The organism is Mycolicibacterium psychrotolerans, from assembly GCF_010729305.1.
Classification (GTDB): domain Bacteria; phylum Actinomycetota; class Actinomycetes; order Mycobacteriales; family Mycobacteriaceae; genus Mycobacterium; species Mycobacterium psychrotolerans.
In genome coordinates this window covers 4,320,669-4,345,422 of sequence record NZ_AP022574.1, presented here as the reverse complement: position 1 = coordinate 4,345,422, position 24,754 = coordinate 4,320,669, and the positions used below count along the sequence as shown (strand labels likewise).

29 protein-coding genes are annotated in these 24,754 nt (G+C 69.4%); 13 read left to right on the top strand and 16 right to left on the bottom strand.

Annotated elements, in window-relative coordinates; genetic code table 11:
- Positions 1–10: 10 nt before the first annotated feature.
- The 3 genes from G6N45_RS21100 to G6N45_RS21090 all read right to left on the bottom strand — a co-directional run bounded on the left by G6N45_RS21100 (position 11) and on the right by G6N45_RS21090 (position 2,373).
- Positions 11–700 carry an iron-dependent transcriptional repressor DtxR gene (locus G6N45_RS21100; protein ID WP_043408080.1) on the bottom strand — a complete coding sequence of 230 codons (690 nt, stop codon included), beginning with the start codon at positions 698–700 and terminating at the stop codon, positions 11–13.
- Positions 701–864: 164 nt separating this feature from the next.
- Positions 865–1,824 (bottom strand): sigma-70 family RNA polymerase sigma factor SigB, encoded by a 960-nt coding sequence (sigB, locus tag G6N45_RS21095; RefSeq protein ID WP_163724284.1) that lies wholly within the window; start codon positions 1,822–1,824, stop codon positions 865–867.
- A 147-nt stretch (positions 1,825–1,971) separates the two neighbouring features.
- Positions 1,972–2,373: a DUF3099 domain-containing protein gene (locus G6N45_RS21090; RefSeq protein WP_163724282.1), complete on the bottom strand. Its 402-nt coding sequence runs from the start codon at positions 2,371–2,373 to the stop codon at positions 1,972–1,974.
- A 77-nt stretch (positions 2,374–2,450) separates the two neighbouring features.
- On the opposite strand from G6N45_RS21090, the gene G6N45_RS21085 reads away from it, so the two are divergent.
- Positions 2,451–2,687, top strand: coding sequence for a DUF3039 domain-containing protein (locus tag G6N45_RS21085; protein ID WP_043408086.1), 237 nt, complete (start codon positions 2,451–2,453; stop codon positions 2,685–2,687).
- On the opposite strand, the gene G6N45_RS21080 is transcribed toward G6N45_RS21085, so the two are convergent.
- Complete coding sequence (locus tag G6N45_RS21080) at positions 2,677–3,705, bottom strand: YihY/virulence factor BrkB family protein (RefSeq protein WP_163724281.1); 1,029 nt, start codon at positions 3,703–3,705, stop codon at positions 2,677–2,679. The two genes, G6N45_RS21085 and G6N45_RS21080, sit on opposite strands and share 11 nt — an antisense overlap.
- Positions 3,706–3,732: 27 nt before the next feature.
- Positions 3,733–3,924 carry a DUF7455 domain-containing protein gene (locus G6N45_RS21075; protein ID WP_057147683.1) on the bottom strand — a complete coding sequence of 64 codons (192 nt, stop codon included), beginning with the start codon at positions 3,922–3,924 and terminating at the stop codon, positions 3,733–3,735.
- Positions 3,925–4,062: 138 nt separating this feature from the next.
- Here G6N45_RS21075 and G6N45_RS21070 point away from each other — a divergent pair, with 138 nt between their 5' ends.
- Complete coding sequence (locus tag G6N45_RS21070) at positions 4,063–4,416, top strand: DUF952 domain-containing protein (protein ID WP_163724279.1); 354 nt, start codon at positions 4,063–4,065, stop codon at positions 4,414–4,416.
- Here G6N45_RS21070 and G6N45_RS21065 read toward each other — a convergent pair.
- Positions 4,413–4,781, bottom strand: coding sequence for a RidA family protein (locus G6N45_RS21065; RefSeq protein ID WP_163724277.1), 369 nt, complete (start codon positions 4,779–4,781; stop codon positions 4,413–4,415). The two genes, G6N45_RS21070 and G6N45_RS21065, sit on opposite strands and share 4 nt — an antisense overlap.
- A gap of 73 nt (positions 4,782–4,854) precedes the next feature.
- Between G6N45_RS21065 and G6N45_RS21060 the strand changes: the two genes are divergently transcribed.
- Complete coding sequence (locus tag G6N45_RS21060) at positions 4,855–5,637, top strand: hypothetical protein (protein WP_163724275.1); 783 nt, start codon at positions 4,855–4,857, stop codon at positions 5,635–5,637.
- A gap of 82 nt (positions 5,638–5,719) precedes the next feature.
- Positions 5,720–7,369, top strand: a complete 1,650-nt coding sequence (locus G6N45_RS27845; protein WP_163724273.1) for a hypothetical protein — start codon at positions 5,720–5,722, stop codon at positions 7,367–7,369.
- Here G6N45_RS27845 and G6N45_RS21050 read toward each other — a convergent pair.
- From G6N45_RS21050 to ppgK, 3 genes are all read right to left on the bottom strand, one after another.
- Positions 7,366–8,451: a methyltransferase gene (locus tag G6N45_RS21050; protein WP_163724271.1), complete on the bottom strand. Its 1,086-nt coding sequence runs from the start codon at positions 8,449–8,451 to the stop codon at positions 7,366–7,368. The two genes, G6N45_RS27845 and G6N45_RS21050, sit on opposite strands and share 4 nt — an antisense overlap.
- A 59-nt stretch (positions 8,452–8,510) precedes the next feature.
- On the bottom strand, positions 8,511–9,950 hold the full coding sequence (locus G6N45_RS21045) for an RNA polymerase sigma factor (RefSeq protein WP_163724269.1): 1,440 nt from the start codon (positions 9,948–9,950) through the stop codon (positions 8,511–8,513).
- A 196-nt stretch (positions 9,951–10,146) separates the two neighbouring features.
- Positions 10,147–10,944, bottom strand: coding sequence for a polyphosphate--glucose phosphotransferase (gene ppgK / locus G6N45_RS21040; protein WP_163724267.1), 798 nt, complete (start codon positions 10,942–10,944; stop codon positions 10,147–10,149).
- Positions 10,945–11,050: 106 nt separating this feature from the next.
- Between ppgK and G6N45_RS21035 the strand changes: the two genes are divergently transcribed.
- Positions 11,051–11,920 carry an inositol monophosphatase family protein gene (locus G6N45_RS21035; protein WP_163728825.1) on the top strand — a complete coding sequence of 290 codons (870 nt, stop codon included), beginning with the start codon at positions 11,051–11,053 and terminating at the stop codon, positions 11,918–11,920.
- Position 11,921: 1 nt separating this feature from the next.
- Here G6N45_RS21035 and cei read toward each other — a convergent pair whose 3' ends face one another.
- Positions 11,922–12,578, bottom strand: a complete 657-nt coding sequence (gene cei / locus G6N45_RS21030) for an envelope integrity protein Cei (protein WP_163724265.1) — start codon at positions 12,576–12,578, stop codon at positions 11,922–11,924.
- 178 nt (positions 12,579–12,756) lie between these two features.
- Here cei and G6N45_RS21025 point away from each other — a divergent pair, with 178 nt between their 5' ends.
- Complete coding sequence (locus G6N45_RS21025; RefSeq protein WP_043408120.1) at positions 12,757–13,059, top strand: DUF4193 domain-containing protein; 303 nt, start codon at positions 12,757–12,759, stop codon at positions 13,057–13,059.
- An 85-nt stretch (positions 13,060–13,144) separates the two neighbouring features.
- On the opposite strand, the gene G6N45_RS21020 is transcribed toward G6N45_RS21025, so the two are convergent.
- Positions 13,145–13,621, bottom strand: a complete 477-nt coding sequence (locus G6N45_RS21020) for a DUF3093 domain-containing protein (protein WP_163724262.1) — start codon at positions 13,619–13,621, stop codon at positions 13,145–13,147.
- 25 nt (positions 13,622–13,646) lie between these two features.
- Here G6N45_RS21020 and dut point away from each other — a divergent pair, with 25 nt between their 5' ends.
- A complete protein-coding gene (gene dut, locus G6N45_RS21015; RefSeq protein ID WP_163728821.1) occupies positions 13,647–14,111 on the top strand; it encodes a dUTP diphosphatase in 465 nt (154 codons plus the stop codon).
- A gap of 55 nt (positions 14,112–14,166) precedes the next feature.
- Positions 14,167–14,871, top strand: coding sequence for a DUF3710 domain-containing protein (locus G6N45_RS21010; RefSeq protein WP_246228751.1), 705 nt, complete (start codon positions 14,167–14,169; stop codon positions 14,869–14,871).
- Here the strand turns inward: G6N45_RS21010 and G6N45_RS21005 are convergent.
- The gene (locus G6N45_RS21005; protein WP_163724258.1) at positions 14,868–15,584 is read right to left on the bottom strand and encodes an alpha/beta fold hydrolase; all 717 of its coding nucleotides are present in this window, start codon (positions 15,582–15,584) and stop codon (positions 14,868–14,870) included. The two genes, G6N45_RS21010 and G6N45_RS21005, sit on opposite strands and share 4 nt — an antisense overlap.
- A gap of 137 nt (positions 15,585–15,721) precedes the next feature.
- Here G6N45_RS21005 and G6N45_RS21000 point away from each other — a divergent pair, with 137 nt between their 5' ends.
- Together G6N45_RS21000 and G6N45_RS20995 are read left to right on the top strand one after the other, a co-directional pair.
- On the top strand, positions 15,722–16,093 hold the full coding sequence (locus tag G6N45_RS21000) for an OB-fold nucleic acid binding domain-containing protein (protein WP_057147273.1): 372 nt from the start codon (positions 15,722–15,724) through the stop codon (positions 16,091–16,093).
- A complete protein-coding gene (locus G6N45_RS20995) occupies positions 16,090–16,764 on the top strand; it encodes a DUF3159 domain-containing protein (RefSeq protein WP_179965210.1) in 675 nt (224 codons plus the stop codon). Before G6N45_RS21000 ends, G6N45_RS20995 begins: the two co-directional genes overlap by 4 nt.
- 6 nt (positions 16,765–16,770) lie before the next feature.
- Here the strand turns inward: G6N45_RS20995 and G6N45_RS20990 are convergent, their stop codons facing one another.
- Together G6N45_RS20990 and G6N45_RS20985 are read right to left on the bottom strand one after the other, a co-directional pair.
- The gene (locus G6N45_RS20990) at positions 16,771–17,439 is read right to left on the bottom strand and encodes a potassium channel family protein (protein ID WP_057147271.1); all 669 of its coding nucleotides are present in this window, start codon (positions 17,437–17,439) and stop codon (positions 16,771–16,773) included.
- 34 nt (positions 17,440–17,473) lie between these two features.
- Entirely contained in the window at positions 17,474–18,142 is a 669-nt protein-coding gene (locus tag G6N45_RS20985) for a potassium channel family protein (protein WP_082597629.1), read from the bottom strand.
- 111 nt (positions 18,143–18,253) lie between these two features.
- Between G6N45_RS20985 and G6N45_RS20980 the strand changes: the two genes are divergently transcribed.
- Positions 18,254–20,257 (top strand): APC family permease, encoded by a 2,004-nt coding sequence (locus G6N45_RS20980; RefSeq protein ID WP_197746849.1) that lies wholly within the window; start codon positions 18,254–18,256, stop codon positions 20,255–20,257.
- Positions 20,254–21,459, top strand: a complete 1,206-nt coding sequence (locus tag G6N45_RS20975; protein ID WP_163724254.1) for a class I SAM-dependent RNA methyltransferase — start codon at positions 20,254–20,256, stop codon at positions 21,457–21,459. Before G6N45_RS20980 ends, G6N45_RS20975 begins: the two co-directional genes overlap by 4 nt.
- On the opposite strand, the gene G6N45_RS20970 is transcribed toward G6N45_RS20975, so the two are convergent.
- Positions 21,449–22,738: an ArsB/NhaD family transporter gene (locus G6N45_RS20970; protein WP_163724252.1), complete on the bottom strand. Its 1,290-nt coding sequence runs from the start codon at positions 22,736–22,738 to the stop codon at positions 21,449–21,451. The two genes, G6N45_RS20975 and G6N45_RS20970, sit on opposite strands and share 11 nt — an antisense overlap.
- Before the next feature lie 22 nt (positions 22,739–22,760).
- Positions 22,761–23,204 (bottom strand): CBS domain-containing protein, encoded by a 444-nt coding sequence (locus G6N45_RS20965; protein ID WP_057147680.1) that lies wholly within the window; start codon positions 23,202–23,204, stop codon positions 22,761–22,763.
- A 238-nt stretch (positions 23,205–23,442) separates the two neighbouring features.
- Here G6N45_RS20965 and nhaA point away from each other — a divergent pair, with 238 nt between their 5' ends.
- On the top strand, positions 23,443–24,750 hold the full coding sequence (nhaA, locus tag G6N45_RS20960) for a Na+/H+ antiporter NhaA (RefSeq protein WP_163724249.1): 1,308 nt from the start codon (positions 23,443–23,445) through the stop codon (positions 24,748–24,750).
- Positions 24,751–24,754 lie beyond the last annotated feature (4 nt).

Here is a 24,754-nt window from a genome sequence, read left to right as displayed (position 1 = left end):
CGGCAGTGCGTCAGACCTTCTCGACCTTGACGGCGTGGGCCATCTCGTGGGGGAGTTCTACCTGCTCGTGGCCCGGGATGACGATCATGACGCCACCGTGGTCGTTGACCTCGACCGTGACGCGTGCGTTCGGAACCACGCCCGCATCCTTGAGCCGGGCGATCAGCTCGACATCGCCCTGCACGTGCTCGGTCAGCTGGCGCACCACGACGGCGACCGGCATGCCGGCGGGAAGTTCCGTCAGCCGCACGAGGTTCTGCGCGTCGTTGATCAGGTCATCGACACCGAGTTCGGAGAGACCGGGAATCGGGTTGCCGAACGGCGACGTCGTCGGGTTGTCGAGCACCTGGACGAGCCGGCGCTCGACGTCCTCGCTCATCACGTGCTCCCAGCGGCAGGCCTCAGCGTGGACTTCCTCCCACGGCAGGCCGATGACATCGACCAGCAGGCGTTCGGCGAGGCGGTGCTTGCGCATCACCGCCACGGCCAGGGCGCGGCCCTTGTCGGTGAGTTCGAGGTGCCGGTCTCCGGCGACGTGCAGCAGCCCGTCACGCTCCATCCGCGAGACGGTCTGGCTGACGGTGGGGCCGCTCTGCTCGAGGCGTTCTGCGATACGCGCGCGCAGCGGGATCACGCCCTCTTCCTCGAGGTCGTAGATCGTCCGCAGATACATCTCGGTGGTATCGACCAAGTCATTCATTAGGTCACCCTTCTTCGCGGACGATTCTACGGGAAATGGCGGCTGGAATGGCTCGACCCGTACCTGGGCGGTGAACGTTTCGTAAATCCCTCGCCGACCTCCGCACGCGACGATGCCCGCCGTGCATCACGGCGGGCATCGTCTCTGTGCAGGGAGTCTGCGGGTCAGCTGGCGTACGAGCGGAGGCGGTCGGCGCGCTCGCCGTTGCGCAGCTTGGCCATCACCTCGCGCTCGATCTGGCGCACGCGCTCACGGGAGAGCCCGAAGAGCTTGCCGATCTGGTCGAGCGTGCGGGGCTGGCCGTCGTCGAGGCCGAAACGCAGCCGGATCACCTGCTGCTCCCGCTCGTCGAGCGTGGCGAGCACGTAGCGGATGTCGGTGTGCAGCAACTCGGAGATCACGGCGTTCTCCGCCGACATCGCCTCGGCGTCCTCGATGAAGTCACCCAACGGTGCCTCCTCGTCGCTGCCGACCGGCATGTCGAGGCTCACCGGGTCGCGGCTGTGCTCGAGCAGATCGTTGATCTTCTCCACGGGAATGCCCGATTCGGCGGCCAGTTCCTCATCGGTCGCCTCCCGCCCCAGATTCTGGTGCATCTCCCGCTTGATGCGGGCGAGCTTGTTGACCTGCTCGACGAGGTGCACGGGCAGCCGGATGGTGCGGCTCTGGTCGGCCATGCCGCGCGTGATGGCCTGCCGGATCCACCACGTCGCGTAGGTCGAGAACTTGAAACCCTTGCTGTAGTCGAACTTCTCCATCGCCCGGATCAGGCCGAGGTTGCCTTCCTGGATCAGGTCGAGCAGCGGCATACCGCGGCCGGTGTAGCGCTTGGCCAGTGACACGACCAGGCGCAGGTTCGCCTCCAGCAGGTGCCGCCGTGCGGCCTCGCCGTCCCGGACCACGGCCGCCAGATCCCGTTTGCGGTTCTCGCCCAACCGTTTCCGGGTCTCCAACAGATGCCGCGCGTAGAGCCCCGCCTCGATCCGCTTGGCCAGCTCTACCTCGTCGGCAGCGTTGAGCAGCGCCGTCTTGCCGATGCCGTTCAGATACACGCGCACAAGGTCGGCGGCGGGGCTCTGAGCGTCGAGGTCTTGGTCCATGCGGCTGGTGGTGCCATTTGCCATGACGGCCTCCTGATCGGGTGGAACTTTCAAGAGCTACAACGCCCTAGACGCGCTGAGAGTTCCCACCTTCCGCCCGGTTCACACGTCCTGAACTGCGGTTATCGGAGATCGACCTGAGAATGTGCTGAGAAATGAGCCAGAACGCGCTCAGCTGCGATCCCCGCCGCCGAAGCCGTCGGCGTCAGGTTGCGGCGCCCGGGGTTGGGCGATGTCCAGAGCCGGCCGCTCGGCGGTCGGGAACAGCGGAATGCGTTTCTGGTTCTGGTAACGCCGGGGCTCCTCCGCCCGCCGCGGCGGGCGGTCGTTGGCGATCAGCACCGCCATCCAGGGCAGCGGAATGGCCACCACGACGATGGCCAGCGAGACGAGGCCGTTGTGCCAGATGCCGTAGGCGACCGCGGCCAGGATGAGGGAGGGGATGCGGAAGGACATCAGAGTCAGATACTTCCGCACCCGCTGACGGTGCTGTTCCTCGTAGGCGGGAGCGGCCCGGGTGATCAGAACCGGCCGACCCTCGTCGTCGAAACTCAGCTCAGGGCTTTGTTTCATGACTCCACTGTTCCACATCGGAGACGGGCATTGCCCGTCGCATTTATTACCGATTCATTCCCAGGCAGAATGGCCTCATGCAGACCGACACCATCGAGCGCACCGACACCGACGAACGCGTCGATGACGGGACCGACAGCGACACTCCCAAGTACTTCCACTACGTCAAGAAGGACAAGATCGCCGAGAGCGCGGTGATGGGAACCCACGTGGTCGCGCTGTGCGGTGAGGTGTTCCCGGTCACCCGCTCGGCCAAGCCCGGCTCGCCGGTCTGCCCGGACTGCAAGCGGATCTACGAGCAGCTCAAGACGTAGGAACGTCGGGGGCCGGGGACACGGCCGGCGTCGTCTCGGCGGCGCCGGAAGGCGCCGAGCCGTTCGTGTTGAAGGCTTCCGCCTTGGCCTCCAGCCACCCGCGCACCCGGGTGGCGTGCGTGCTCGGCGCCGGCCATTCCTCTTCGATCGCCGCGTTGAGTTCCGCGCCGATCATGATGGCGAACCCGAGGAAGAACGCGAACAGCAGGAAGGCGATCGGCGTCGCCAGTGCCCCGTAGGTGTAGCCGGTGCTGGTGATCCACGTCAGGTACAGCCGCAGCCCCCACGTGGCGATCAGGAACACGGTCGTCGCCAGCACGGACCCCAGAAGCAGCCGATGGGTCGGCAGCGGCCGCGGCAGCGAGACCCGGTAGAGCACGTTCACGGCAACGGTCAGCGCCACGAAGAGCACCGGGTAGTAGCCGTACCGCAGTACGTTGTCCCAGCTGTCGGGGATGAACTCGGCGACCTTGCGCGGTCCCAGCGCCAGGAACGGCGCCGTGGCGATCGCGCCGACGAGCATCACGACGTAGAGGCCGAGCGCGAAGAACCGCTGCCGCACCGGATGTCGCAACGGCGTCTGGTCATGCGCCTCGGTGATCGAGTCGACGAAGGCCGAGATCGCGGACGAGCCGGCCCACAGAGAGATCACGAACCCGATCGACACCACCTCGCCGCGGGCGCCCATGATGATGTCGAGCACCGTCGGTTCGATGATCTCGCTGACCACGTTGGGCGAGAAGAACCGGCCCGCCGTGCTGATCAGCTGGCTCTGGATCACCGGCAGCGTGTCCGGCCCGAACAGCGGCGCGATGTACGCCAGGCTGCCGAGCATCCCGAGCAGCAGCGGCGGCAAGGACAGTGCGCACCAGAACGCCGCCTGAGCCGATTCCGAGAAAATCGAATCGTCCCAGCTTTTCGACAATGTCCGTACCGCGACGTGGCGGACGTGATGGCGTGACGGTCTCGGCCTCCGCGGCGGGAGCCGCGATTCCGGCCCCTGGGACTGGTCAGTCATGACCGGTCCAGCATGGCCGATTCAGCGCTACGGCTCCAGCGGACTCACTTCGAGAACCGCGGCGAGTTCCACCAGTTTGGCCTCGTGCTCGTTGGCGTGGTGCTGGCAGAACAGGAGTTCGGCACCCGACGGAAGCTTCGCGCGCACCTTGGCTGCCGCGCCACAACGGTCGCAGCGGTCAGCCTTGGTCAATTCGGGACTGGTGAGCGTTGCGGTCACGGTCATGGCACCTCCATAGGGTGTAGCGACGTACTTCTACTGTGTCAGACGCTTGGGGTTCCGGCCTTGTTCCCCGGGGGTTCACGGGTGTGTCGTGTCTCACGACCCCCCGCGTTGCGAGCGGAAGGGGCTGCCGGTATGTCAGCCGGGAACGAACTGGTGCACCTGTGCACCGCCGAGGAGTGGGCGACGGCGCAGCGGTGCGGCGCGCACCGGCCGCCGTCGCTGACCGGTGTCGGGTTCGTGCACCTGTCCACCCCGCAGCAGGTCCACCTACCTGCGAACCGGCTCTACGCCGGTCGCACGGACCTGGTGTTGCTGCGCATCGACGCGGCACGGCTGGCTTCTCCTGTTCGCTGGGAGCCCGGGGTCCCGGGCGATCCCGATGGCATGGTGTTCCCACATTTGTTCGGTGAACTGCCTGCTGACGCTGTGATCCGCGTCACTCCGTACCTGCCGAGCGCCGACGGGTCTTTCGCCCCGCTGATTTAGCTTCCGACGTAGGCGTCGGCCTCGATCTCGACGACCAGGTCCGGCGCGATGAGTGCGGACACCTCGACCATCGTGGCCGCCGGCCGGATGTCGGAGAACACCTCGGCGTGCACGGCGCCGATCTCGCGCCAGCAGCTGATGTCGGTGACGAAGATCCGGGTTCGCACGACGTCGGACAGGGACGCGCCGACCTCTCCGAGCGCCGCCTCGATGCGGTGCAACGCTGCCCGCGTCTGCGCTGCCGCGCCGTCGCCCGGGGCGGTGGTCCCGGCCACGGCGATGTGCCGGCCGGTGCGCACCGCGCGCGAGTATCCGACCTCGGATTCGAAGGCCGAGCCGGAGGAGACGTTGACGCGCCGCTGCACGAGCACCAACCTAACGCCGGGGCCTACCGCGCGCGGTCGTGGCCGCGAACGCGGCTCAATACACTGAGCGCTCGTGGGGATACTCTTCGGCTTCGCACCGTGGATCGTCTACTGGATCCTGGTCGGCAATGTGCCGTTCACCGCCGCCGTCCTAGTCGCGCTCGCCGTGTCCGTGGCCGCATTCGTCGTCGCCCGGCTGAGGCACTCGCCCGGTCGCACGCTCGAAATCGGCGCTGTCGCAACATTTGTGATCCTGGCGGTGCTGACCTTCACGGTCAGTCAGCCGTTCATGGAGAGGTGGATCCAGCCGCTGAGCAACGCAGGCATCTTCGCGGTCACGTTGGTCAGCGCGCTGATCGGCAAGCCGTTCGTCCGGGAGTTCGCCGAAGTGGGCCAGCCCAAGGAGGTGATCGCGAGCGACGTCTTCGCCCGCATCACCTCGACGCTGACGTGGGTGTGGATCGCGGCGTTCGGCGGCATGACGATCTCGTCGCTGATCCCGCCGCTGGTCCAGGGCGACGCCACGATCCTCGACACCCGTACCCCGCTGTCGTTCGTCTGCTACTGGGTCGTGCCCTTCTCGCTGCTCGGTGTCGCCGCGCTGCTGACACGGCTGCTGCCCGAGCGCATGGTGCCGCCGGCTGAGGAGATCGTGCGCAAGACGACGTTCGTGGCTTTCGCCGAGGCGGAGATCGATCAATTGATCTACCTGGCGACCGAGCACGCCAACCGGGAGGTCGGTGCCGGCAAGGAGGCCTACGACGTCCGCATCGGCAGCAAGGGGGTGCCGCTGGTCGGCGACGACACCCGGCAGTCCTGGCCGTCCACCTACAAGGTGCGTGACCGCCGCAGTTGATCCCGGCGCGCCTATTGACTGTGCCGTGGATTTGCCGGTTAGATTCCAGCAATCCATGACATCAGGCGGCGGGGGATTGCGCATGTCCGACGGCGGGCGCGTGACGGGAACAAGTGGTCAGCGGGTAACCGTCCGGCAGTGGGTCTCCGCAGGCGCCGGCGGCGCGGCGATGATCGGAGTCGGCATCGCGCTGAGCATGCACCCGGGTGAGCTCGAGACGATGCATCGCGAGGTCGCGCTGGCCTCCTTCGACTCACTCCTGCCCGCTGAAGATATTGCCGCCGAACAGGTTTGGTGGCTCGGACCCGCCGGATCCAACCATCGCGGATCGCGGACGGCGACCGTGAGCCCGGCCGTGGCGGCGCCGCGGGCACCGCTGGTCGGGACCGGCGGCTGGCTGATCGGGAACGGCGCCGATGCTCCCTTGGATTGCACCGGTGCCGCGTGCAACGGCCGTAACGGCGGCCTGCTGTGGGGCGATGGCGGAAACGGTGCAAACGGCGGCAAAGGTGGCAACGGCGGACTCTTTGGCGGAAACGGCGGTCGCGGGGGCGACGGCACGTCTCCCGGCCAGGACGGCGGCGCCGGCGGGAACGCCGGGAGGTTCGCGCAGACCGGTGACGGCGGCGACGGCGGTGACGGCGCCGACGGCGGGCCCGGTATCCGCGGCGGGAACGGCGGAGCCGGTGGCGCCGCGGGCTCGCTGCACGGCAACGGTGGCAACGGTGGCAACGGCGGCGCCGGCGGAACCGGCCTCGACGGCGCCAACCCGGCACCCGTCGGGCGGGCCGCACAGGGCACGCCGAGCTACCGGGGATCCACCGGGCTTCCGACCACGAACACGGTCGTCGACGGCGCGGTCAGCGGTAAGGCCGGCGGCCCGGGGGCCGACGGAACGCCCGGCAGCAATCAGTCCGGAGGCCAGGGCGGCACCGGGCAGGGCGCCAGCGGTTTCCTGGCGGGACCCCACCAGTTCGTCGTCAGCGGCGACGGCGGCGACGGCGGCGACGGTGCCGGCGGGGGGATGGGCGGCGACGGCGGCAACGCCGGCGTGGCGCAGCAACTCGTGCCCGGCGCTGCCGTCTTCGGCGGCCGTGGCGGCAACGGTGGGGTCGGCGGAGTCGGCGCCCGGGGCGGTGACGGCGGTGATGGCGGCTCGGTCGACATCGGCTACACCGTCGGGTTCGGCGGTGCCGGGGGAGACGGCGGCGCCGGAGGCACCGGAGCGGCGGGCAGCACGGGCATGGCCGGTGGCGCCGGCGGTGCCGGCGGCCGCGCCGGCAGGCTGACCGGGTCCGGCGGTGCGGGCGGGTCCGGCGGTGCGGGCGGTCGCGGCGGCAACGGCGCGGTGGGCGGACAGGGCGGTGACGGTGGCGACGGCGGTGTGGACCTGTCGGATCCGGTCCGCGGCACCGTGACCCCGGGAGACGGCGGCGACGGCGGCTCGGGGGGCACCGGCGGTGCGGGAGGCGACGGCGGCGCCGGAGGCGCGGGCGGGCGCGGCGGCGCGGGCAGCGAACAGGACAACTCGGCGGGAAGCGACGGCGCAGCGGGATCGACCGGCGGCGGTGGCACCGGCGGCGGCGGCGGTACGGGCGGCACCGGCGGCGCGCGCGACCGCAGTGCGGGAGGGGCGGGCACCGTGGGCCAGGGTGGAAGCGGAGCCGGCGGCATCAAGGGCGGTGCCGGCGGCGCCGGTGGAGCCGGCGGCGACGGCAGCAGCGCCGATTAGACCGCGACGGCCTCGATCACCGACAGCGGGCTGACCGTCGGGATGACGCGTGTCAGCCGGAAGCCGGCGCGGCTCAGCAGGTCCGCGTACTGTGCGCGGGTGCGCTCCCTTCCGTGCAGCATCACCAGCATCTCGAGATCGAGCATGTGCCCGATGAATGACGAAGTTCGTTCCGGCAGAACCATTTCCAGCAGGAGCAGTCGGCCGCCCTCGATGATCCCGGTGCGGATGTTGCGCAGGATCGTCAACGAGTTCTCGTCATCCCAGTCGTGGATGATGTTCTTCATCACGTAGAGGTCGCCGCCGGCGGGCACCGACTCCAGGAACGACCCGCCCTCGATCGCGGTCCGGTGGGCGACGCCCGCGTCGGCGAGCAGCGGACCCGCCCCCTCGACCACCTTCGGGAGGTCGAACAGCACGCCCTGGGCGTCGGGCGCACCGCGCAGGATCGTCGACAGTACCGCTCCGTGCCCGCCGCCGACGTCGACGACCAGCCGGCACCCGGAGAAGTCGTAGGCCTGCAGCGCGACGTCGTTCGCCAGGCCGCTGGCGGCCGTCATCGCGTTGTTGAACACCGCGGCGAACTCGGGGTCGGTGCCCAGGTAGTCGAAGGCCGGCATGCCGCGCAGCATCTCGGCCGCCGGCTCACCCGTCTGCACCGAATACAGCAGAGCGCCCCAGTGTTCCCAATGCCTCGGGTGTCCGATGAACAGCACCATGTCGCGCAGCGACCCCTCGGAGTCCGCCCGTAGGGCGTGGCCGACGGCAGTCAGCGCGAACCGTCCGTCCCGGCGCTCCCGCAGCGCGCCGCGGCTGGTCATGGCGCGCATCAGGCGGTACACCGCATCGGCATCGGCGCCCACCGCGGCGGCCACGTCGGCTGCCCGTCGCGGACCGGCCGCCAACTGGTCGGGGATGCCGAGCTTGGCGCCCACATAGAGCACCTGGGTGGTCCAGGCCCCGGTGGCCAACTCGAGCAGGGCCACATTGCCGGGCGCCGTGGACCGGTGCAGGCGCGCCAGACCCGCGCGCACGCGGTCGACGGCCTGGATGACGCGGACCGGTGGAAGTGTTCGTCCCATGGCCGACAAATCTAGGTGATCTGCCTTGAAGATTTCTTGAATGGCGCTTGGCTGCCGACCTAGTCGAGGTAGTCGCGCAGCACCTGGGACCGGCTGGGGTGGCGCAGCTTGCTCATCGTCTTGGACTCGATCTGTCGGATGCGCTCGCGGGTGACGCCGTAGACCTGACCGATCTCGTCGAGGGTGCGGGGCTGGCCGTCGGTCAGACCGAACCGCAGCCGCACCACACCGGCCTCGCGCTCGGACAGGGTCTCGAGCACCGACTGCAGCTGATCCTGCAGCAACGTGAACGAGACCGCGTCGACGGCCACCACGGCCTCGCTGTCCTCGATGAAGTCGCCGAGCTGCGAATCACCCTCGTCGCCGATGGTCTGGTCCAGCGAGATCGGCTCACGCGCGTACTGCTGGATCTCCAGCACCTTCTCCGGCGTGATGTCCATCTCCTTGGCGAGCTCCTCGGGCGTGGGCTCGCGACCCAGGTCCTGGAGCAGCTCGCGCTGGATACGGCCCAGCTTGTTGATGACCTCGACCATGTGCACCGGGATGCGGATGGTGCGGGCCTGGTCGGCCATCGCACGGGTGATGGCCTGGCGGATCCACCAGGTGGCGTACGTGGAGAACTTGTAGCCCTTGGTGTAGTCGAACTTCTCGACCGCACGGATCAGGCCGAGGTTGCCCTCCTGGATCAGGTCGAGGAACGCCATGCCGCGGCCGGTGTAGCGCTTGGCCAGCGACACCACCAGGCGCAGGTTGGCTTCCAGCAGATGGTTTTTCGCGCGGTCGCCGTCGCGGCAGATCCACATCATGTCGCGCCGCTGCGCGGCCGGGAGCTTCTCGCCCTTCTCGGCGAGCTCGGCCATCAGCTGCGTCGCGTACAGACCCGCCTCGATGCGCTTGGCGAGCTCGACCTCTTCCTCGGCGTTGAGCAGCGCGACCTTGCCGATCTGCTTGAGGTAGGCGCGGACCGAGTCGGCCGACGCGGTGAGCTCGGCGTCCTTGCGGGCCTGCCGCAGCGCCTCGGATTCCTCCTCGTCCCACACGAAGTCGCCGGAGGCCTTGTCCTTCTCGGACGGCTCGGCGATGTCGTCCTCTGCTGCCTTGGCGTCCTTGCCGGCGGCGGCGGGGCTCTCGACCACGACGACGGACTGGTCCTCTTCGGCGTCGTCGGCCGTGTCCTCGTCGGTGTCCTCCACCTCGATGTCGTCGAGTTCGACGTCCTCGACCTCCAGGTCTTCGCCCGGCTCGGCCTCGAGGTCGTCAGTGGTCTCCAGATCCTCGCCGGCGAGGTCGTTGTCGGCGACCTCGGGCGTCGCCGCGGTGGCCTTCTTCGCGCGCCCGCGACCGGCGGACTTCGCCGCTTTGGCGGGGGCGGCCTTGGCCGCCTTCTTCGCCGGCGCAGAGCCGTTGGCCGCCTTGGCGGGCGCCTTCTTCGCGGGGGTCTTGGCGGCGGTGCGCTTCACCGGCTCATCGGTTGCCGGGCTTGCCTTTGTCGCTGCCACGTACACCCTTCCAATCGTGCGGGTTTCGGCGCGCGTGCGTGCGCCGCCGAAAAGTGTCGGCTATGTCGAATGTCGGCGACGATCTCAACTGGGATGCTCCGCCGCTGTTCGGTGTAGGCGGCCGCCGACGACCATTGTAACGACAGTGTGGGTGCGCACCGTGCCGAGCGGCAAATTTGACGGCCCGGCGCGCCGGTTACTTGGCAGTAGTCGTGACGTCGACGTCGGCGGCCATCGCCGCACCGACGATGCCGGCGCTGTTCTGCAGCGCCGCGGCCACCACCGGGGTGCGGTTCTCCAGCAGCGGGATCCACTTGTCCGCCTTACGGCTGATGCCACCGCCGGCGATGAACAGGTCCGGCCAGATGGCGTTCTCGATGGCCACCAGGACCTTGGTGACCTCCTGGGTCCATCGCTCGTAGCTCCAGTCCTTGCGCTCCTTGACCGAACTGGCCGCGCGGTGTTCGGCCTCCTTGCCGCCCACTTCGAGGTGGCCGAACTCGGTGTTGGGCAGCAACGCGCCGTTGTGGATCACCGCCGACCCGATGCCGGTGCCGAACGTCAGCAGCACGATGACCCCGGTGTGTCCGCTGCCGGCGCCGAACTTCTCCTCGGCGAGGCCGGCGGCGTCGGCGTCGTTGAGCACCGTCACCTGCCGGCCGCCCAGCGCAGCGCCGATCACCTCGCCGGCGTTCACGCCGATCCACCCCTTGTCGACGTTGGCGGCGGTGCGCACGATCCCGTTGGTCACCACACCGGGGTAGGTCACGCCGAGCGGGCCCTCCCAGCCGAAGTGCTTGACCACCTCGGCGATGGTTGCGGCGACGGCCTCCGGGGTGGACGGCTGCGGGGTCAGCAGTTTGTAGCGGTCACCGATCAACTGGCCGGTGTCGAGATCGACGATGCCGCCCTTGACGCCGCTGCCGCCGACGTCGACGCCGAAACCGCGGCGCGGGGTGTCGGATGCGGAGGCAGGCGAGTCGGTGACGGTCATGCAGGCTCCTCTGCGCAGGTGGGCGGCGCCGGTGGTGCACACACTATCGGCTCGCGAATTGCGATGTGGGCCAGTCGTGCATCCCGGACCGCCGCCGCGCCTCCGGATGTGTTGCGATGGTCGGGTGAGCGACATCGACACCGACCCGGCGTCCGTGCGCGCGGTGGCCGAGCAGTTGGCCGGGGAAGCGGCGGCCTTCGTCCGGCGCCGCCGCGCCGAGGTGTTCGACGCCGCCGGGCGTTCCGAGGCGGACGGCGCGGTCAGAGCGAAGAGCACCCCGACCGATCCCGTCACCGTCGTCGACACCGAGACCGAGCGGCTGCTGCGCGACCGGCTCGCCGACCTGCGCCCCGGGGAGCCGATCCTCGGTGAGGAGGAAGGCGGGCCGGAGGGCGCCGACGACGGGCGACTCACCTGGGTGCTCGATCCGATCGACGGCACGGTGAACTTCGTCTACGGGATCGAGGCCTTCGCGGTCTCGGTCGGCGTGCAGCGCGGCGGGGTGTCGGTGGCCGGCGCGGTCGCCGACGTCGCGGCGGGCGCGGTGTACTCGGCGGCGCTGGGCCACGGCGCGCAGGTGACCCGGGACGGGCAGACGACGGCGTTGCGCTGCGGTGTCGCCACATCCCTGTCGATGGCTCTGGTCGGGACCGGCTTCTCCTACCAGCCGGAGGACCGCCGCCGTCAGGGCGCTGTGATGGCCGCGTTGCTGCCGGAGATCCGGGATCTGCGCCGGATCGGTTCCTGCGCGCTGGACCTGTGCATGGTCGCCGCGGGGCGGCTCGACGCGTACTACGAGGACGGTGTGCACGTCTGGGACTGGGCCGCCGGTGCGCTGATCGCGGCCGAGGCGGGTGCGGTGGTGCGGGCGCCCCGGCAGGGCGGACCCGGTCTGATGGTCGCCGCCGCCCCGGGTCTGGCCGTGGAGTTCGACGAAGCGCTGTCGCGCTGCGGACTGGACCTGCGCCGGACGTAGCTCAGCAGGTCTGGGTGTGGATCTTGCTGAGCAGCGACGGGTCGGCCGGTTGCGTGGCGTCGGGCATCAGGCTGGCCAGCACCGCATCGATGTCGTCGCTGTGGGCGAGTTCGGTGAAGTCGGTGCCGATCGCCAAGTCGACGGTGTCGTCGGCGCGTTGGTCCTGGAACAGCTCGGTGCAGGGTGCCACCAGCCACAACGACGCCGCGGCGGCGCGTCCGGCCGGTCCGAACCGGATCTGGCCCTGGCACTGCAGTCGCGTGGCGGCGTAGACGGGATCGTTGGCCGCCTCGGGGTCGGTGAAGCCGAGATCGCGCAGCGCACCGGCCACTTCGCCGGCCTGGCCGCCCTGCCCGCTGGCGTTGAGCACCCGGATCCGGGTGTCGGCCAGCTTGGCGGGCGTCACGTCGGTCATCGTCTGGCGCGACACCTGTTCACCGAGATCGGGCGCCGGCGCGTTCGGATCCGCCGGTGCCGGCGGCGGGTTGCAGACGGCGATCTCGCGGACGTCGGGTGGCTGCGAGAGCGCGATCACCCAGACCAGCAGCGCCGCCACCGCCAGGGCCGCGAACATCAGCGCCCCGGGCAGGAAGTTGCGACGCCGGAACGGACGCCCCTGTTTGTCGAACGCCGTGCCTTCGGTGATTTGCGCGACCACGCAAGAGACTCTAGAGCTACGGTGTGCGGGGCTCCGACCGGCATCAACGGACGCAGGGCGACTTCTGTGACGTAAATCACATTAGAACCGGTGTCAATACGGGCACGAATCGTTTGGTGGATGCGTTCGACGCTGGTACAAAGCACTGCTGCAATGAGCTTCACGGAGGGGACTGGCCATGGCTACTGATTACGACGCCCCACGGCGCACCGAGACCGACGACGTGTCCGAGGACTCGCTCGAGGAACTGAAGGCACGCCGCAACGAAGCTCAGTCTGCTGTCGTCGACGTCGACGAATCCGAGACCGCCGAATCGTTCGAGCTGCCCGGCGCGGACCTGTCGGGCGAGGAACTCTCGGTGCGGGTGATCCCCAAGCAGGCCGACGAGTTCACCTGTTCGAGCTGTTTCCTTGTGCATCACCGCAGCCGGCTGGCCAGCGAGAAGAACGGGATGATGATCTGCTCGGACTGCGCGGCCTGACGACGATCGAGCGGCGAGGGACGAGCAGCGTTGAGGAGTCAGGCTCGACAGGAGAAGCCTAGAGGCTGAAGCCTGACGCCCGACTTCAGCGCAGCGCGGCGAGCACCCGGTCCGGGTGCCGGGCGCTGACGAGCCAGTACGGCGTGGGATCGTCCGGATCGTCGAGCACGAGCAGCACCAGCGGGCCGACCCAGGCCCGGTGTACGACGTAGGCGGCGGGATCGAGCTGCCGGCCCAGTGCGGCCGACTTGGCCGAGCGCGGCACCTCGGCGGCGCGGGCGATCACGGAGGCCGGCAGGTGCGCGTTGCCGACCCACAGTTCGGTGCCGCCGTCGTCGTCGTGCAGCACGCGCAGTTCGACGCGGCCGAGCCACACCAGGGTGATGGCGGCCACCGGCAGCAGCACCGCGTAGGGCAGCCAGTCGGGCAACGCGTCGATACCCTGGTTGACCTCAAGGGCGATCAGCGCGGCCAGTCCCAGCCCCGGCAGCCACCACCACCACGGCACCCACAGCCGCTCGCGGTAGCGAACGCTGGTGGCGGTGGCGCGCGTGTCGGACACGCGGCCAAGAGTAATCTCTGACGTCGTGCCCAGCTCTTTGGCGGTCGTGCGTCTCGATCGGGATCTGCCGCTGCCCGAACGCGCCCACGACGGTGACGCCGGTGTCGACCTGTACAGCGCCGAGGACGTCGAACTGGCCCCCGGGGCGCGGGCCCTGGTCGGCACCGGGATCGCGGTCGCGATTCCGCACGGTATGGTCGGTCTTGTCCATCCCCGATCGGGATTGGCTGCGCGCGTTGGCCTTTCGATCGTCAACAGTCCCGGGACCATCGATGCCGGATATCGCGGCGAGATCAAGGTCTCGTTGATCAATCTCGATCCGCAGATCCCGATCGTCGTGCACCGCGGAGACCGGATCGCCCAGCTGCTGGTGCAGCGGGTCGAGTTGCCGGAGGTGGTGGAGGTGACGAGCTTCGACGAGGCGGGGCTCGCCGACACGACGCGCGGCGCCGGGGGTCACGGATCTTCCGGTGGGCATGCCAGTCTGTGACGATGGCTGGCAGACCGACTGACAGCGACAGCGCGAGACACCCGAGGTGGTAGCAGTGGAAGCCGACGAGGAACTCGAAGGCCCGTTCGACATCGATGACTTCGACGACCCGGACGTCGCGACGGTGGCGCGGCTGGACCTGGGTTCGGTGCTGATCCCGATGCCCGAGGGCGGGCAGGTCCAGGTCGAGATCAACGAGACCGGCGTGCCCAGCGCGGTGTGGGTGGTGACCCCGCACGGCCGCTTCACCATCGCCGCCTACGCGGCACCCAAGTCGACCGGCCTGTGGCGCGAGGTGGCCTCCGAGCTGGCCGAGTCGCTGCGCAAGGACGTACCGAAGGTCAGCATCGAGGACGGCCCGTGGGGCCGCGAGGTGGTCGGTTCGGGCGGCCAGGGTCAGCCCGTTGTGCGTTTCATCGGCGTCGACGGCTACCGCTGGATGATCCGCTGTGTGGTCAACGGGCCCGAGGAGAGCATCGGCGCGCTGGCCGACCAGGCCCGCGATGCGCTGGCCGACACCGTGGTCCGCCGGGGCGACACCCCGCTGCCGGTGCGCACGCCGTTGCCGGTGGCCCTGCCCGAACAGATGGCCGCGCAGCTGCAGGCAGCCACCGAGCAGGCGGCCGCGGCGCAGGTGCAGGCCCAGGCCGAGGCACAGGGGCAGCAGCCCGCGCCCCCTCAGCCTCCGGCCGACCCGGCGGCGCGCCGGGCGGCCCAGGGCTCGGCGATGCAGCAGCTGCGCACCATCACCGGCGGTTAGCCGCGCTCCCTGCCGTCGGCGTCGCGAAGCGCCGCCAGGCAGGCCGTCCCGAGCGCCGAGGCGTCCTCGCCGACCTCGCCGAGAGTCACGGTCCGCAGTGCGGCGCGCGGCGCCGCCGACACCCACTCGACGCCGACCTCCAGCGGGTGCACCGCGTCGTCGGTGGCCGACACCACGCCCATCGGCACGGCGAGGCCCTCGAACTCGCCGAGGGTCGGCGCCACATAGCGCGCCGCCTCGTCCATCGCGTCGGGCAGCGCCGGCCACTGCGCGACCCAGGAGCGGGTCAACTCCTGGGCCAGCCACGCCGGGCTGGAGGCCTGCATCGCCGTGGTCGCGGACACCAGGCCGTCGCGGCGCAGCACCGCCGCGGAGTGCCGGGCCGCCAGCGCGGCAGGCGCGGCGTCGGGCTCGCCGGTCCAGGCCGGCAGCGCGGCCAGCACCGCGACCACGCGACCCGGGTGTGACAGCGCCCACGCCGCGGCGACCGCAGCGCCGATCGACACCCCGCCGACCGCGATCGGTCCCGACCGTGCGGCCCCGGCGAGTGCGTCGCGGTAGCCCTCGACGAGCCGGTGCGGCTGCGGCGCCGGCGTCAGGACATCCGCTCCGACCTGGTGCAACGCCGGCGAGAACGCCCGGTAGACGAAGTCGTCGTCCGATCCGGTGCCGGGGAGCAGAACAGTGGTCACGCCGCGCAGATCGACCGCCATGTTTCGATCGTGCCTGGTGGTGGAAACCCGTTCGCTACGACCCGCCGCGGTGGTTCGCATCTGGGAACCAAGAGGTCTACCGTGGCGTTTGGTTGGGGTACTTACCACAAAGATGTGACAGAAGGTCAGGAGAAGCCATGGCCACGGCCGAGGGTTACCTGCGACGGCTCACCCGTCGGTTGACCGAGGACCCGGAACAGCTCGACGTCGAGGAACTCAGCGACGACGTGGCGAGCACCGGGGCGCAGAAGGCGATCGACTGCCACCGCGGTCAAGAGGTGACCATGATCGGCACCCTGCGCAGCGTCGAGTGCAACGGCAAGGGATGCTCGGGCGGCGTGAAGGCCGAACTGTTCGACGGCACCGATTCGGTGATGCTGGTGTGGCTGGGCCAACGCCGGATCGCGGGGATCGAGTCCGGGCGCACGCTCAAGGTGCACGGCCGCGTCGGCAAGCTCGACAACGGTGCGAAGGCGATCTACAACCCCCACTACGAGATCCAGAAGTGAGCGAACCCGGTACCGATCCGGGCGCTCAGACCTCGCCGGCACGCGGCGCCGCCGTGCTCGAGCAGATGGGTGGCATCAGCGGGCTGATCTACTCGTCGCTGCCCGTCCTGGTGTTCGTGCCGGTCTCCACGGCGTTCGGTCTGCTGCCGGCCATCGCGGCCGCGCTGGGCGTGGCGACACTGATCCTCCTCTGGCGGCTGGTCCGCAAAGACTCCGTCCAGCCGGCGATCTCGGGCTTCTTCGGTGTCGGTATCAGCGCGCTGATCGCGTACCTGGTCGGCGCCTCCAAGGGCTACTTCCTGCTCGGCATCTGGACGTCGCTGATCTGGGCGGTGGTGTTCGGCGTCTCCGTGGTCATCCGCAGGCCGGTCGTCGGCTACATCTGGGGCTGGGTGCACACCCAGGACCGTGGCTGGCGCGACGTGCGCCGCGCGGTGTACGCCTTCGACGTCGCCACCCTGGTCTGGGTGGCGGTGTTCGCGTCGCGGTTCCTGGTGCAGCAGCACCTCTACGAAGAGGACCAGACCGGATGGCTGGGCGTGGCCCGAATCGCGATGGGGTGGCCGCTGACCGCGATCGCGGCGCTCGTCACCTACGGCGCGATCCGTGCCGCGCAGCGCGCGGTGCGCGCGCCGGCCGGCACCGACGACGCGGTGCACGAAACCAGCTGAGCGACCTCAGCGTTGCTGCGGGTTCTGCAGCAGCAACTCGCGCAGTTGGTCCTCCACCTCGGCGACGGCGACGAACAGCAGCTCGTCGCCCCCTTCGAGCGGTTCGTCGCGTTCCGGCACGATGACCCTGGGCCCGCGCAGGATCGTCACCAGCGTCGCGTCGCGCGGCAACTCCAGCCGTTTGACGGGTTTGCCACCCCAGGGTGTGTCGTCGGGCAGCGTGATCTCGACGAGGTTGGCCTGCCCCTTGCGGAACTCCATCAGGCGCACCAGATCTCCGACCGACACCGCCTCCTCGACCAGTGAGGCCAGCATGCGCGGGGTGGACACCGCGACGTCGACACCCCACGCCTCGTCGAAGAGCCACTCGTTGCGGGGATCGTTGACGCGAGCCACCACGCGTGGCACCGCGAACTCGGTCTTCGACAGCAGGCTGAGAACGACGTTGGCCTTGTCGTCGCCCGTCGCGGCGATCACGACGTCGAACTCCTCGAGCCCGACCGACTCCAGCAGGCTCAGCTCGCAGGCGTCGCCGAGGCGCCAGTGCGCCGCGGGGATCGCCTCGACGTCGATGTGCTCGGGGTTGCGTTCCAGCAGTGTGACGTCGTGGGCGTCCACCAGCTCGCGGGCGATGGACCGGCCGACGGCCCCTGCCCCGGCGATCGCGACCTTCATCTGCGCCGCTCCTCATGATCGTCGCCGGTGGTCTTCACTCCGCCTCCTCGCTCGGCGGCAGCGCCGCGATCGCCAGCGCTTCGGCGATGTGTCCGGAGATCGCGGCCATGTACACCTGATCTCCCGCCTGGATCACGGTTTTCGCGTCGGGCAGCAGACCGGCGCCGAAGCGGATCAGGAACGCGGCGCGGCCTGAGGTGGCCGATTCCAACTCGGACAGGCGACGGCCCACCCAGTTCTCGTGCAGGGCGAGTTCGGTGACGCCGACGTTGCCGCTGGGGTCGCGCCACTTGGTGGTCTCGGTTTCGCGGATCAGCACGTTGAGCAGTCGGTCGGTGGTCCACGGCACCGTCGCCACCGTCGGGATGCCCAGCCGCTCGTAGACCGCGGCCCGCTTGGCGTCGTAGATACGCGCGACCACGCGCTGCACGCCGAAGGTCTCCCGCGCCACCCGGGCGGAGATGATGTTGGAGTTGTCGCCCGAGGACACCGCCGCGAACGCCGACGCGCCCTCGATGCCCGCCCGGATCAGCACGTCACGGTCGAACCCCATGCCCACCACGCGTTCGCCGGAGAACTCCGGGGACAGGCGGTGGAAGGCCGTGCCGTCACGGTCGATGACGGCGACGTCGTGGCCGATCCGGGCCAGACTGTCGGACAGGGAGGCGCCCACCCGGCCGCATCCCATCACCACTACACGCACCTGGGGGTCCTTTCCGGCGGGGCCGAACGCGGCGGTCCGACACCTACCGCCACTGAGTGCTCGCCAGGAACGCTACAGCTTTGCAGCGTCCGGTGACCGTCGGGCTTACCCTTGGCACTCGTGTCCAAGCTTTCGACTGCCGCGCGGCGGCTCGTACTGGGCCGGCCGTTCCGTAGCGACAAGCTGGCGCACACCCTGTTGCCCAAGCGGATCGCGCTTCCGGTCTTCGCCTCCGACGCGCTGTCGTCGGTGGCCTACGCGCCGGAGGAGATCTTCCTGGTGCTGTCGGTCGCCGGCCTGTCCGCGTACTCGATGGCGCCGTGGATCGGCCTGGTGGTGGCCGGCGTCATGCTGATCGTGATCGCGAGCTACCGGCAGAACGTGCACGCGTATCCGTCCGGCGGCGGCGACTACGAGGTGGTGACGACCAACCTCGGCCCCAACGCGGGGCTCACGGTGGCCAGCGCGCTGCTGGTCGACTACGTGCTGACCGTTGCGGTGTCGATGTCCTCGGCGATGTCGAACATCGGCTCGGCGATCCCGTTCGTCGACCACCACAAGGTGTGGTTCGCGATCGCGGCGATCACGATCCTGGCGTCGCTGAACCTACGCGGAATCCGGGAATCGGGCACCGCGTTCGCGATCCCGACCTACGCCTTCATGATGGGCATGTACATCATGCTCGCCTGGGGGTTCTTCCAGATCTACGTGCTGGGCAACGATCTGCGCGCCGAGTCGGCCGGTTTCGAGATGCACTCCGAGCACGGCGACGTCATGGGTTTCGCGCTGGTGTTCCTGATCGCCCGAGCGTTCTCGTCGGGCAGCGCGGCGCTGACCGGTGTCGAGGCGATCAGCAACGGGGTGCCCGCGTTCCAGAAGCCCAAGTCGCGCAACGCCGCCACCACGCTGCTGCTGCTCGGCGTCATCGCGATCACCCTGTTCATGGGCATCATCATGCTGGCGCGGGCGACCGGTGCGCAGATCGCCGAGCGCCCACTCGAGCAGCTCGGCGGGGCGCCGCCGGACTATCAGCAGAAGACCCTGATCGCCCAGCTGGCCGACGCGGTGTTCCACGACTTCCCGATCGGGCTGTACCTGATCGCCGGTGTCACCGCGCTGATCCTGGTGCTGGCCGCCAACACCGCGTTCAACGGGTTCCCGGTGCTGGGTTCGATTCTGGCGCAGGACCGTTACCTGCCGCGTCAGTTGCACACCCGCGGTGACCGGCTCGCGTTCTCCAACGGCATCCTGTTCCTGGCGTTCGGTGCGGTCGCGTTCATCGTGGCGTTCCAGGCTCAGGTGACGGCGCTGATCCAGCTCTACATCGTCGGGGTGTTCGTGTCGTTCACGCTCAGCCAGATCGGCATGGTGCGGCACTGGACGCGGTTGCTGCGCACCGAAACCGACGGGCCGGCGCGGGCCCGGATGATGCGTTCCCGGGTGATCAACACCATCGGCTTCGTGTGCACAGGCACCGTGCTGGTCATCGTGGTGATCACCAAGTTCCTGGTGGGGGCGTGGATCGCGATCCTGGCGATGGGGGCGCTGTTCCTCATCATGAAGCTGATCCACCGCCATTACGCGTCGGTCAGCCGGGAGCTCGAGGCCCGCGCCGCCGAGACCGAGGACATCGTGCTGCCCAGCCGCAATCACGCGGTGGTGCTGGTGTCCAACGTGCATCTGCCGACACTGCGCGCGCTGGCCTACGCGCGGGCCACCCGGCCCGACGTGCTGGAGGCGATCACGGTCAGCGTCGACGACGCCGAGACCCGCGAGTTGGTGCACAAGTGGGAGTCCAGTGACATCAGCGTGCCGCTCAAGGTGATCGCGTCGCCCTACCGCGAGATCACCCGGCCGGTGCTCGAATACGTCAAGCGGGTCAGCCGCGAGTCTCCGCGCACCGTGGTGACGGTGTTCATCCCCGAGTACGTCGTCGGCCACTGGTGGGAGCAGGTGCTGCACAACCAGAGCGCGCTGCGGCTGAAGGGCAGGCTGCTGTTCGAGCCCAACGTCATGGTGACCTCCGTGCCCTGGCAGCTGTCCTCGTCGGAGCGGCTGAAGAAACTCGCGCCGCAGTCCGCGCCCGGCGACGCGCGCAAGGGGTTCCTGGATTGAGCGATGAGCGGCCCGACGAACTGATCCTGACCACCGGGGCCGCCGCCAACGGCGGCAGCTGCGTGGCCCGCCACGACGGCCGGGTGGTGTTCGTGCGCTACGCGCTGCCGGGGGAGACGGTGCGCGTGCGGGTGGTGCGCACCGGCGCGGCGCGCGAGAAGTATTGGAACGCCGAGGTGCTCGAGGTGCTCGAGCCGTCGCCCGACCGGGTCGAGCCGTGGTGCCCGATCGCCGGGGTGGACGGTGCGGGATGCTGCGACCTCGCGTTCGCCGACCCCGCCGCGGCGCGCCGGCTCAAGGGCGCGGTGGTCGCCAATCAACTTGCGCGGCTGGGCGATTACCGCTGGCGCGCGGAAGAGGACGCGACGGCCGAGGCGGTCGGCGAGGCGGGCCACACAGGGTGGCGGACCCGGGTGCGTCTCGACGTCTCCGCCGACGGGCGGGCCGGTTTCCACCGCTATCACAGCGCCGAACTGGTGCACCGGCTCGACTGCGCGCAGCTGCCCGCCGGCATGCTGTCCGGCGTGGCGGAGCGGACGTGGCCGTCGGATGTGGCCGTGCACGTGGCGCTCGACGCCGAGGACAGGCGCCATGTGGTGGTCGCGGGCCGGGGCCGGCGGACCGAGGTGGTCGAGGGTGACTACGAGACGGTGCAGCGGGTCGGCGGGCGGACGTGGCGGGTGCCGGTGACGGCGTTCTGGCAGGCCCACCGGGACGCCCCGGCGCTCTACAGCGCACTGGTGACCGAGTGGGCGCAGCTCGAACCGGGCATGACCGCGTGGGACCTCTACGGCGGTGCCGGGGTGTTCGCGGCGGCGTTGGCGGGCGCGGTCGGGGAGACCGGACGGGTGCTCAGCGTCGACACCTCACGCGGCGCCTCGCGGGCGGCGCGCACGGCGCTGGCCGACCTGGACACCGTCACCGTCGTCACCGATTCGGTGCGACGGGCGCTGGAGCGCACCTCGGTGCGGGCCGACGTCGCGGTGCTCGATCCGCCCCGCACCGGCGCGGGCCGCGACGTCATCGAGCAGCTGGCCGCTGCCGAGGTGCCCCGCATCGTCCACATCGGTTGCGAGGCAGCGTCGTTCGCGCGCGATATCGGCCTGTACCGGGAAAGCGGGTATCAGGTCGAGCAGTTGCGGGTGTTCGACTCGTTCCCGTTGACCCACCACGTCGAGTGCGTGGCGGCGCTCACCCGATGACGAAGTACCGCACCCACAGGTACACCGCGGACAACGCGACCGACATCGCGGTGACGACGACTCCCTTGCGGGTGAACTCCCAGAACGAGATCGGGTGGTCGGCGCGGCGCGCGATGCCCAGCATCACCACGTTCGCGCTCGCTCCCACGGCCGTCAGATTCCCGCCGAGGTCCGCGCCGAGGGCGAGCGCCCACCACAGCGCACCGGAATGTGTGGGATCCGACAGCTCCGAGGCCAGTTCGCTCACGATCGGCGTCATCGTCGCCACGTAGGGGATGTTGTCGATGATTCCGGAAACCGGTGCGGACACGCCGAGGACCAGCATGACCGCCGCCAAGGGGTTCCCACCGGTGACCTCGACCGCCGATTCGGCCAGTCGGGCGATCACGCCGGTCTTCACCAGCGCTCCCACCATCACGAAGAGCCCCGCGAAGAACAGCAACGTCTCCCACTCGACGCTGTCGAGGTAGTCCCTTCTGTCCAGGCGGGAGATCAGGATCAGGATCCCCGCACCGAGCAACGCCACGAGCGACGGTTCGATGTGCAGCAGCGAATGCCCGATGAACGCGGCGAAGACGAGCATCAGCACCACACCGGATTTGATCAGCAGGGCCGGGTCGCGGATCGCTTCTCGTTCCTGCAGGGACATCACATCGGCCACCCGCTCCGGCCGGACGTCGAAAGACCCGCGGAACAGCCATGGCAACAGACCGACGAAGACCGCCAGGATCACCACGATGATCGGCAACATGTGGACGAGGAAGTCGTTGAACGTGAGTCCGGCCCGGCTGGCGATGATGATGTTCGGCGGGTCACCCACCAGGGTGGACGCACCGCCGATGTTGGAGGCGAACACCTCGGCCATCAAGAAGGGGACCGGGTTGATCGCCAGCCGGTCGCACACCAGAAGCGTGACAGGCGCGATCAGCAACACGGTGGTGACGTTGTCGAGCAGGGCGGACGCCGCCGCGGTCACCAGCACGAGCAGGATCATGATGCGCAGGGGCGAACCGCCCGCCCGCTTGGCCGCCCAGATCGCGACGTATTCGAAGACGCCGGTCTGACGCAGCACGCTGACGATGATCATCATGCCGAACAGCAGGAAGATGACGTCCCAGTCGATCCCGGTCTCGCGGGAGAAGAACACGTCTTCTGAGCCCAGCAGGCCGACGGCGACCACGATCGCCGCGCCGCCGAGCGCCGCCAGCGTCTTGTTGACACGGTCGCTGGCGATGAGCGCATAGGCGATCACGAACACCGCGATCGCAAGAACCGTCACCGCGACACCCTGGGGAGGTCGATCAATGCTTCAGTGCCGCTTCCAGGAGACGGGACGCCGTGATCACCCCGACCAGAACGCCGTCCTTCATCACCGCCACGAGCGGACTCCTGCACCGTGCCATGTTCGCGGCGACCTCGACGATCGTGTCGTCGGCGCGGGCGGCGGGCACGTCGCGCAGGTGGTCGGGCAGCACATCACGGACCGTCTTGCTGGCGAGCTTGTCGGCCACCCGGTCCGCCATCGACTCGTCGAGCACCCCGGCGAGCGACGGATCGTCCTGCACGTACTGCGGAACGATGAACCGCACCACCTGCGACGCGGGCAACACCGCGAGACGTTTTCCGGACGGGTCGGTGACGACGATGCCGGGGAGTCGGTGCTCGGCGAGCATGCGCGCCGCGTCGAGTGCGTTCGAGTCCATGCTGACGACCGGGAATTCCTCGGCGATGTCCTCGGCGTGCATACGGTCACGATACGACGCGGTGAGGCCGCTGATGGCCGTCGGTCTCGGCTGGTGCGCGGTATCCGCGCCGTATAGATTGGTGTCAGGTGCGCCGGGAAGACGGGTCGGCAACGTCATCGACGACCCGTGAAAGGCGTGCCGTGTTCTGTTCTCCAGTGTTGTTCAAGCGTCCCCGCTGCCGACCATCAGCGTTGTCGCGCAAGGCTTTCGGGCATGACGCCGATTCCGGGGCACGGTCATGACCGCCCCCGGCAAGCCCGTCCCCACCAAACTGTCGCTGCTCAGCCGGGGGTCGTGGACCGAGGCGCAGCGGCTCGCCGGGATCCTCCGGAAGGAGACCGTGGGCGGCGTGTTGCTGCTGTTCGCGGCGGGTCTCGCGCTGGGATGGGCCAATTCGCCCTGGTCGGAGTCCTACCACGCGCTGTCGGGCCGACTGATCGGCCCCGAAGCGTTACACCTTCAACTCAGTGTCTCCGCGTGGGCTGCCGACGGTCTGCTCGCGATCTTCTTCTTCGTGGTCGGCGTCGAGCTCAAGCGCGAATTCGTCGCCGGGGATCTGAGAGACCCTGCCCGCGCGGCCCTGCCCATCGCCGCCGCCATCGGCGGGATGCTGGTGCCGGCGGGCATCTTCATCGCCGTGAATCTCGCCGCCGGCCGCCCGGAGAACCTCGGCGGGTGGGCCGTCCCCATCGCGACGGACATCGCCTTCGCGCTGGCCGTGCTGGCGGTGTTGTCGACCCATCTGCCCACGGCGCTGCGCACCTTCCTGCTGACGCTCGCGGTCGTCGACGACCTGCTCGCCATCACCGTGATCGCCGTGTTCTACACCGATCACCTGTCGCTGGGGCCGCTCGGCCTGGCGGTGCTGCCCGCGGGACTGTTCGCGCTGGCCGTGCAGCGAGGCCACCGGCAGTGGTGGCTGCTGCTCCCCTTGGCGGTCGTGACCTGGGCGCTCGTGCATGCCAGCGGCGTGCACGCCACCGTGGCCGGCGTCGTGCTGGGATTCACGGTTCCGGTTCTGGGCCGGTTCGCGGCGGCAGATCGGGTCGAGCATGTGATGCGCCCCATCTCGGCCGGAGTGGCGGTTCCCGTGTTCGCCTTCTTCGCCGCGGGGGTCACCGTCGGTGGCTGGTCGGGGCTGGGCGGCTCGCTGATCCAACCGGTCACCGTGGGCGTCATCGCGGGTCTGGTCATCGGGAAACCGCTCGGGGTCTGGGTGACGGCCTATCTGCTGGCCAGGTTCACCCATGCCAGCCTCGACGACGATCTGCAGTGGCGTGACGTGCTGGGCGTTTCGCTGCTGGCCGGGATCGGGTTCACGGTCTCGCTTCTGATCGGCGAGTTGGCCTTCGATTACGGATCGATGACAAGTGCCGACGTCAAGATCGGAGTGCTGTGCGGCTCAGTCCTCGCCGGGGCGCTGGCCGCGGTCGTCCTTCTCAGCCGCAACGCCGCCTACCGGCGGATACACGAGTTGGAGACCGCCGACGACGACGCCGACGGGGTGCCCGACATCTATGCGCCGCAGGCGTCTCGGGACGACTGATCGA

Bases quoted from the DNA above. Each gene is read 5' to 3' on its own strand.
- G6N45_RS21100 (WP_043408080.1), bottom strand. From the start codon at position 700: ATGAATGACTTGGTCGATACCACCGAGATGTATCTGCGGACGATCTAC.
- sigB (WP_163724284.1), bottom strand. From the start codon at position 1,824: ATGGCAAATGGCACCACCAGCCGCATGGACCAAGACCTCGACGCTCAG.
- G6N45_RS21090 (WP_163724282.1), bottom strand. From the start codon at position 2,373: ATGAAACAAAGCCCTGAGCTGAGTTTCGACGACGAGGGTCGGCCGGTT.
- G6N45_RS21085 (WP_043408086.1), top strand. From the start codon at position 2,451: ATGCAGACCGACACCATCGAGCGCACCGACACCGACGAACGCGTCGAT.
- G6N45_RS21080 (WP_163724281.1), bottom strand. From the start codon at position 3,705: ATGACTGACCAGTCCCAGGGGCCGGAATCGCGGCTCCCGCCGCGGAGG.
- G6N45_RS21070 (WP_163724279.1), top strand. From the start codon at position 4,063: ATGTCAGCCGGGAACGAACTGGTGCACCTGTGCACCGCCGAGGAGTGG.
- G6N45_RS27845 (WP_163724273.1), top strand. From the start codon at position 5,720: ATGTCCGACGGCGGGCGCGTGACGGGAACAAGTGGTCAGCGGGTAACC.
- G6N45_RS21050 (WP_163724271.1), bottom strand. From the start codon at position 8,451: ATGGGACGAACACTTCCACCGGTCCGCGTCATCCAGGCCGTCGACCGC.
- ppgK (WP_163724267.1), bottom strand. From the start codon at position 10,944: ATGACCGTCACCGACTCGCCTGCCTCCGCATCCGACACCCCGCGCCGC.
- G6N45_RS21035 (WP_163728825.1), top strand. From the start codon at position 11,051: ATGTGTTGCGATGGTCGGGTGAGCGACATCGACACCGACCCGGCGTCC.
- G6N45_RS21025 (WP_043408120.1), top strand. From the start codon at position 12,757: ATGGCTACTGATTACGACGCCCCACGGCGCACCGAGACCGACGACGTG.
- G6N45_RS21005 (WP_163724258.1), bottom strand. From the start codon at position 15,584: ATGGCGGTCGATCTGCGCGGCGTGACCACTGTTCTGCTCCCCGGCACC.
- G6N45_RS21000 (WP_057147273.1), top strand. From the start codon at position 15,722: ATGGCCACGGCCGAGGGTTACCTGCGACGGCTCACCCGTCGGTTGACC.
- G6N45_RS20990 (WP_057147271.1), bottom strand. From the start codon at position 17,439: ATGAAGGTCGCGATCGCCGGGGCAGGGGCCGTCGGCCGGTCCATCGCC.
- G6N45_RS20965 (WP_057147680.1), bottom strand. From the start codon at position 23,204: ATGCACGCCGAGGACATCGCCGAGGAATTCCCGGTCGTCAGCATGGAC.
- nhaA (WP_163724249.1), top strand. From the start codon at position 23,443: ATGACCGCCCCCGGCAAGCCCGTCCCCACCAAACTGTCGCTGCTCAGC.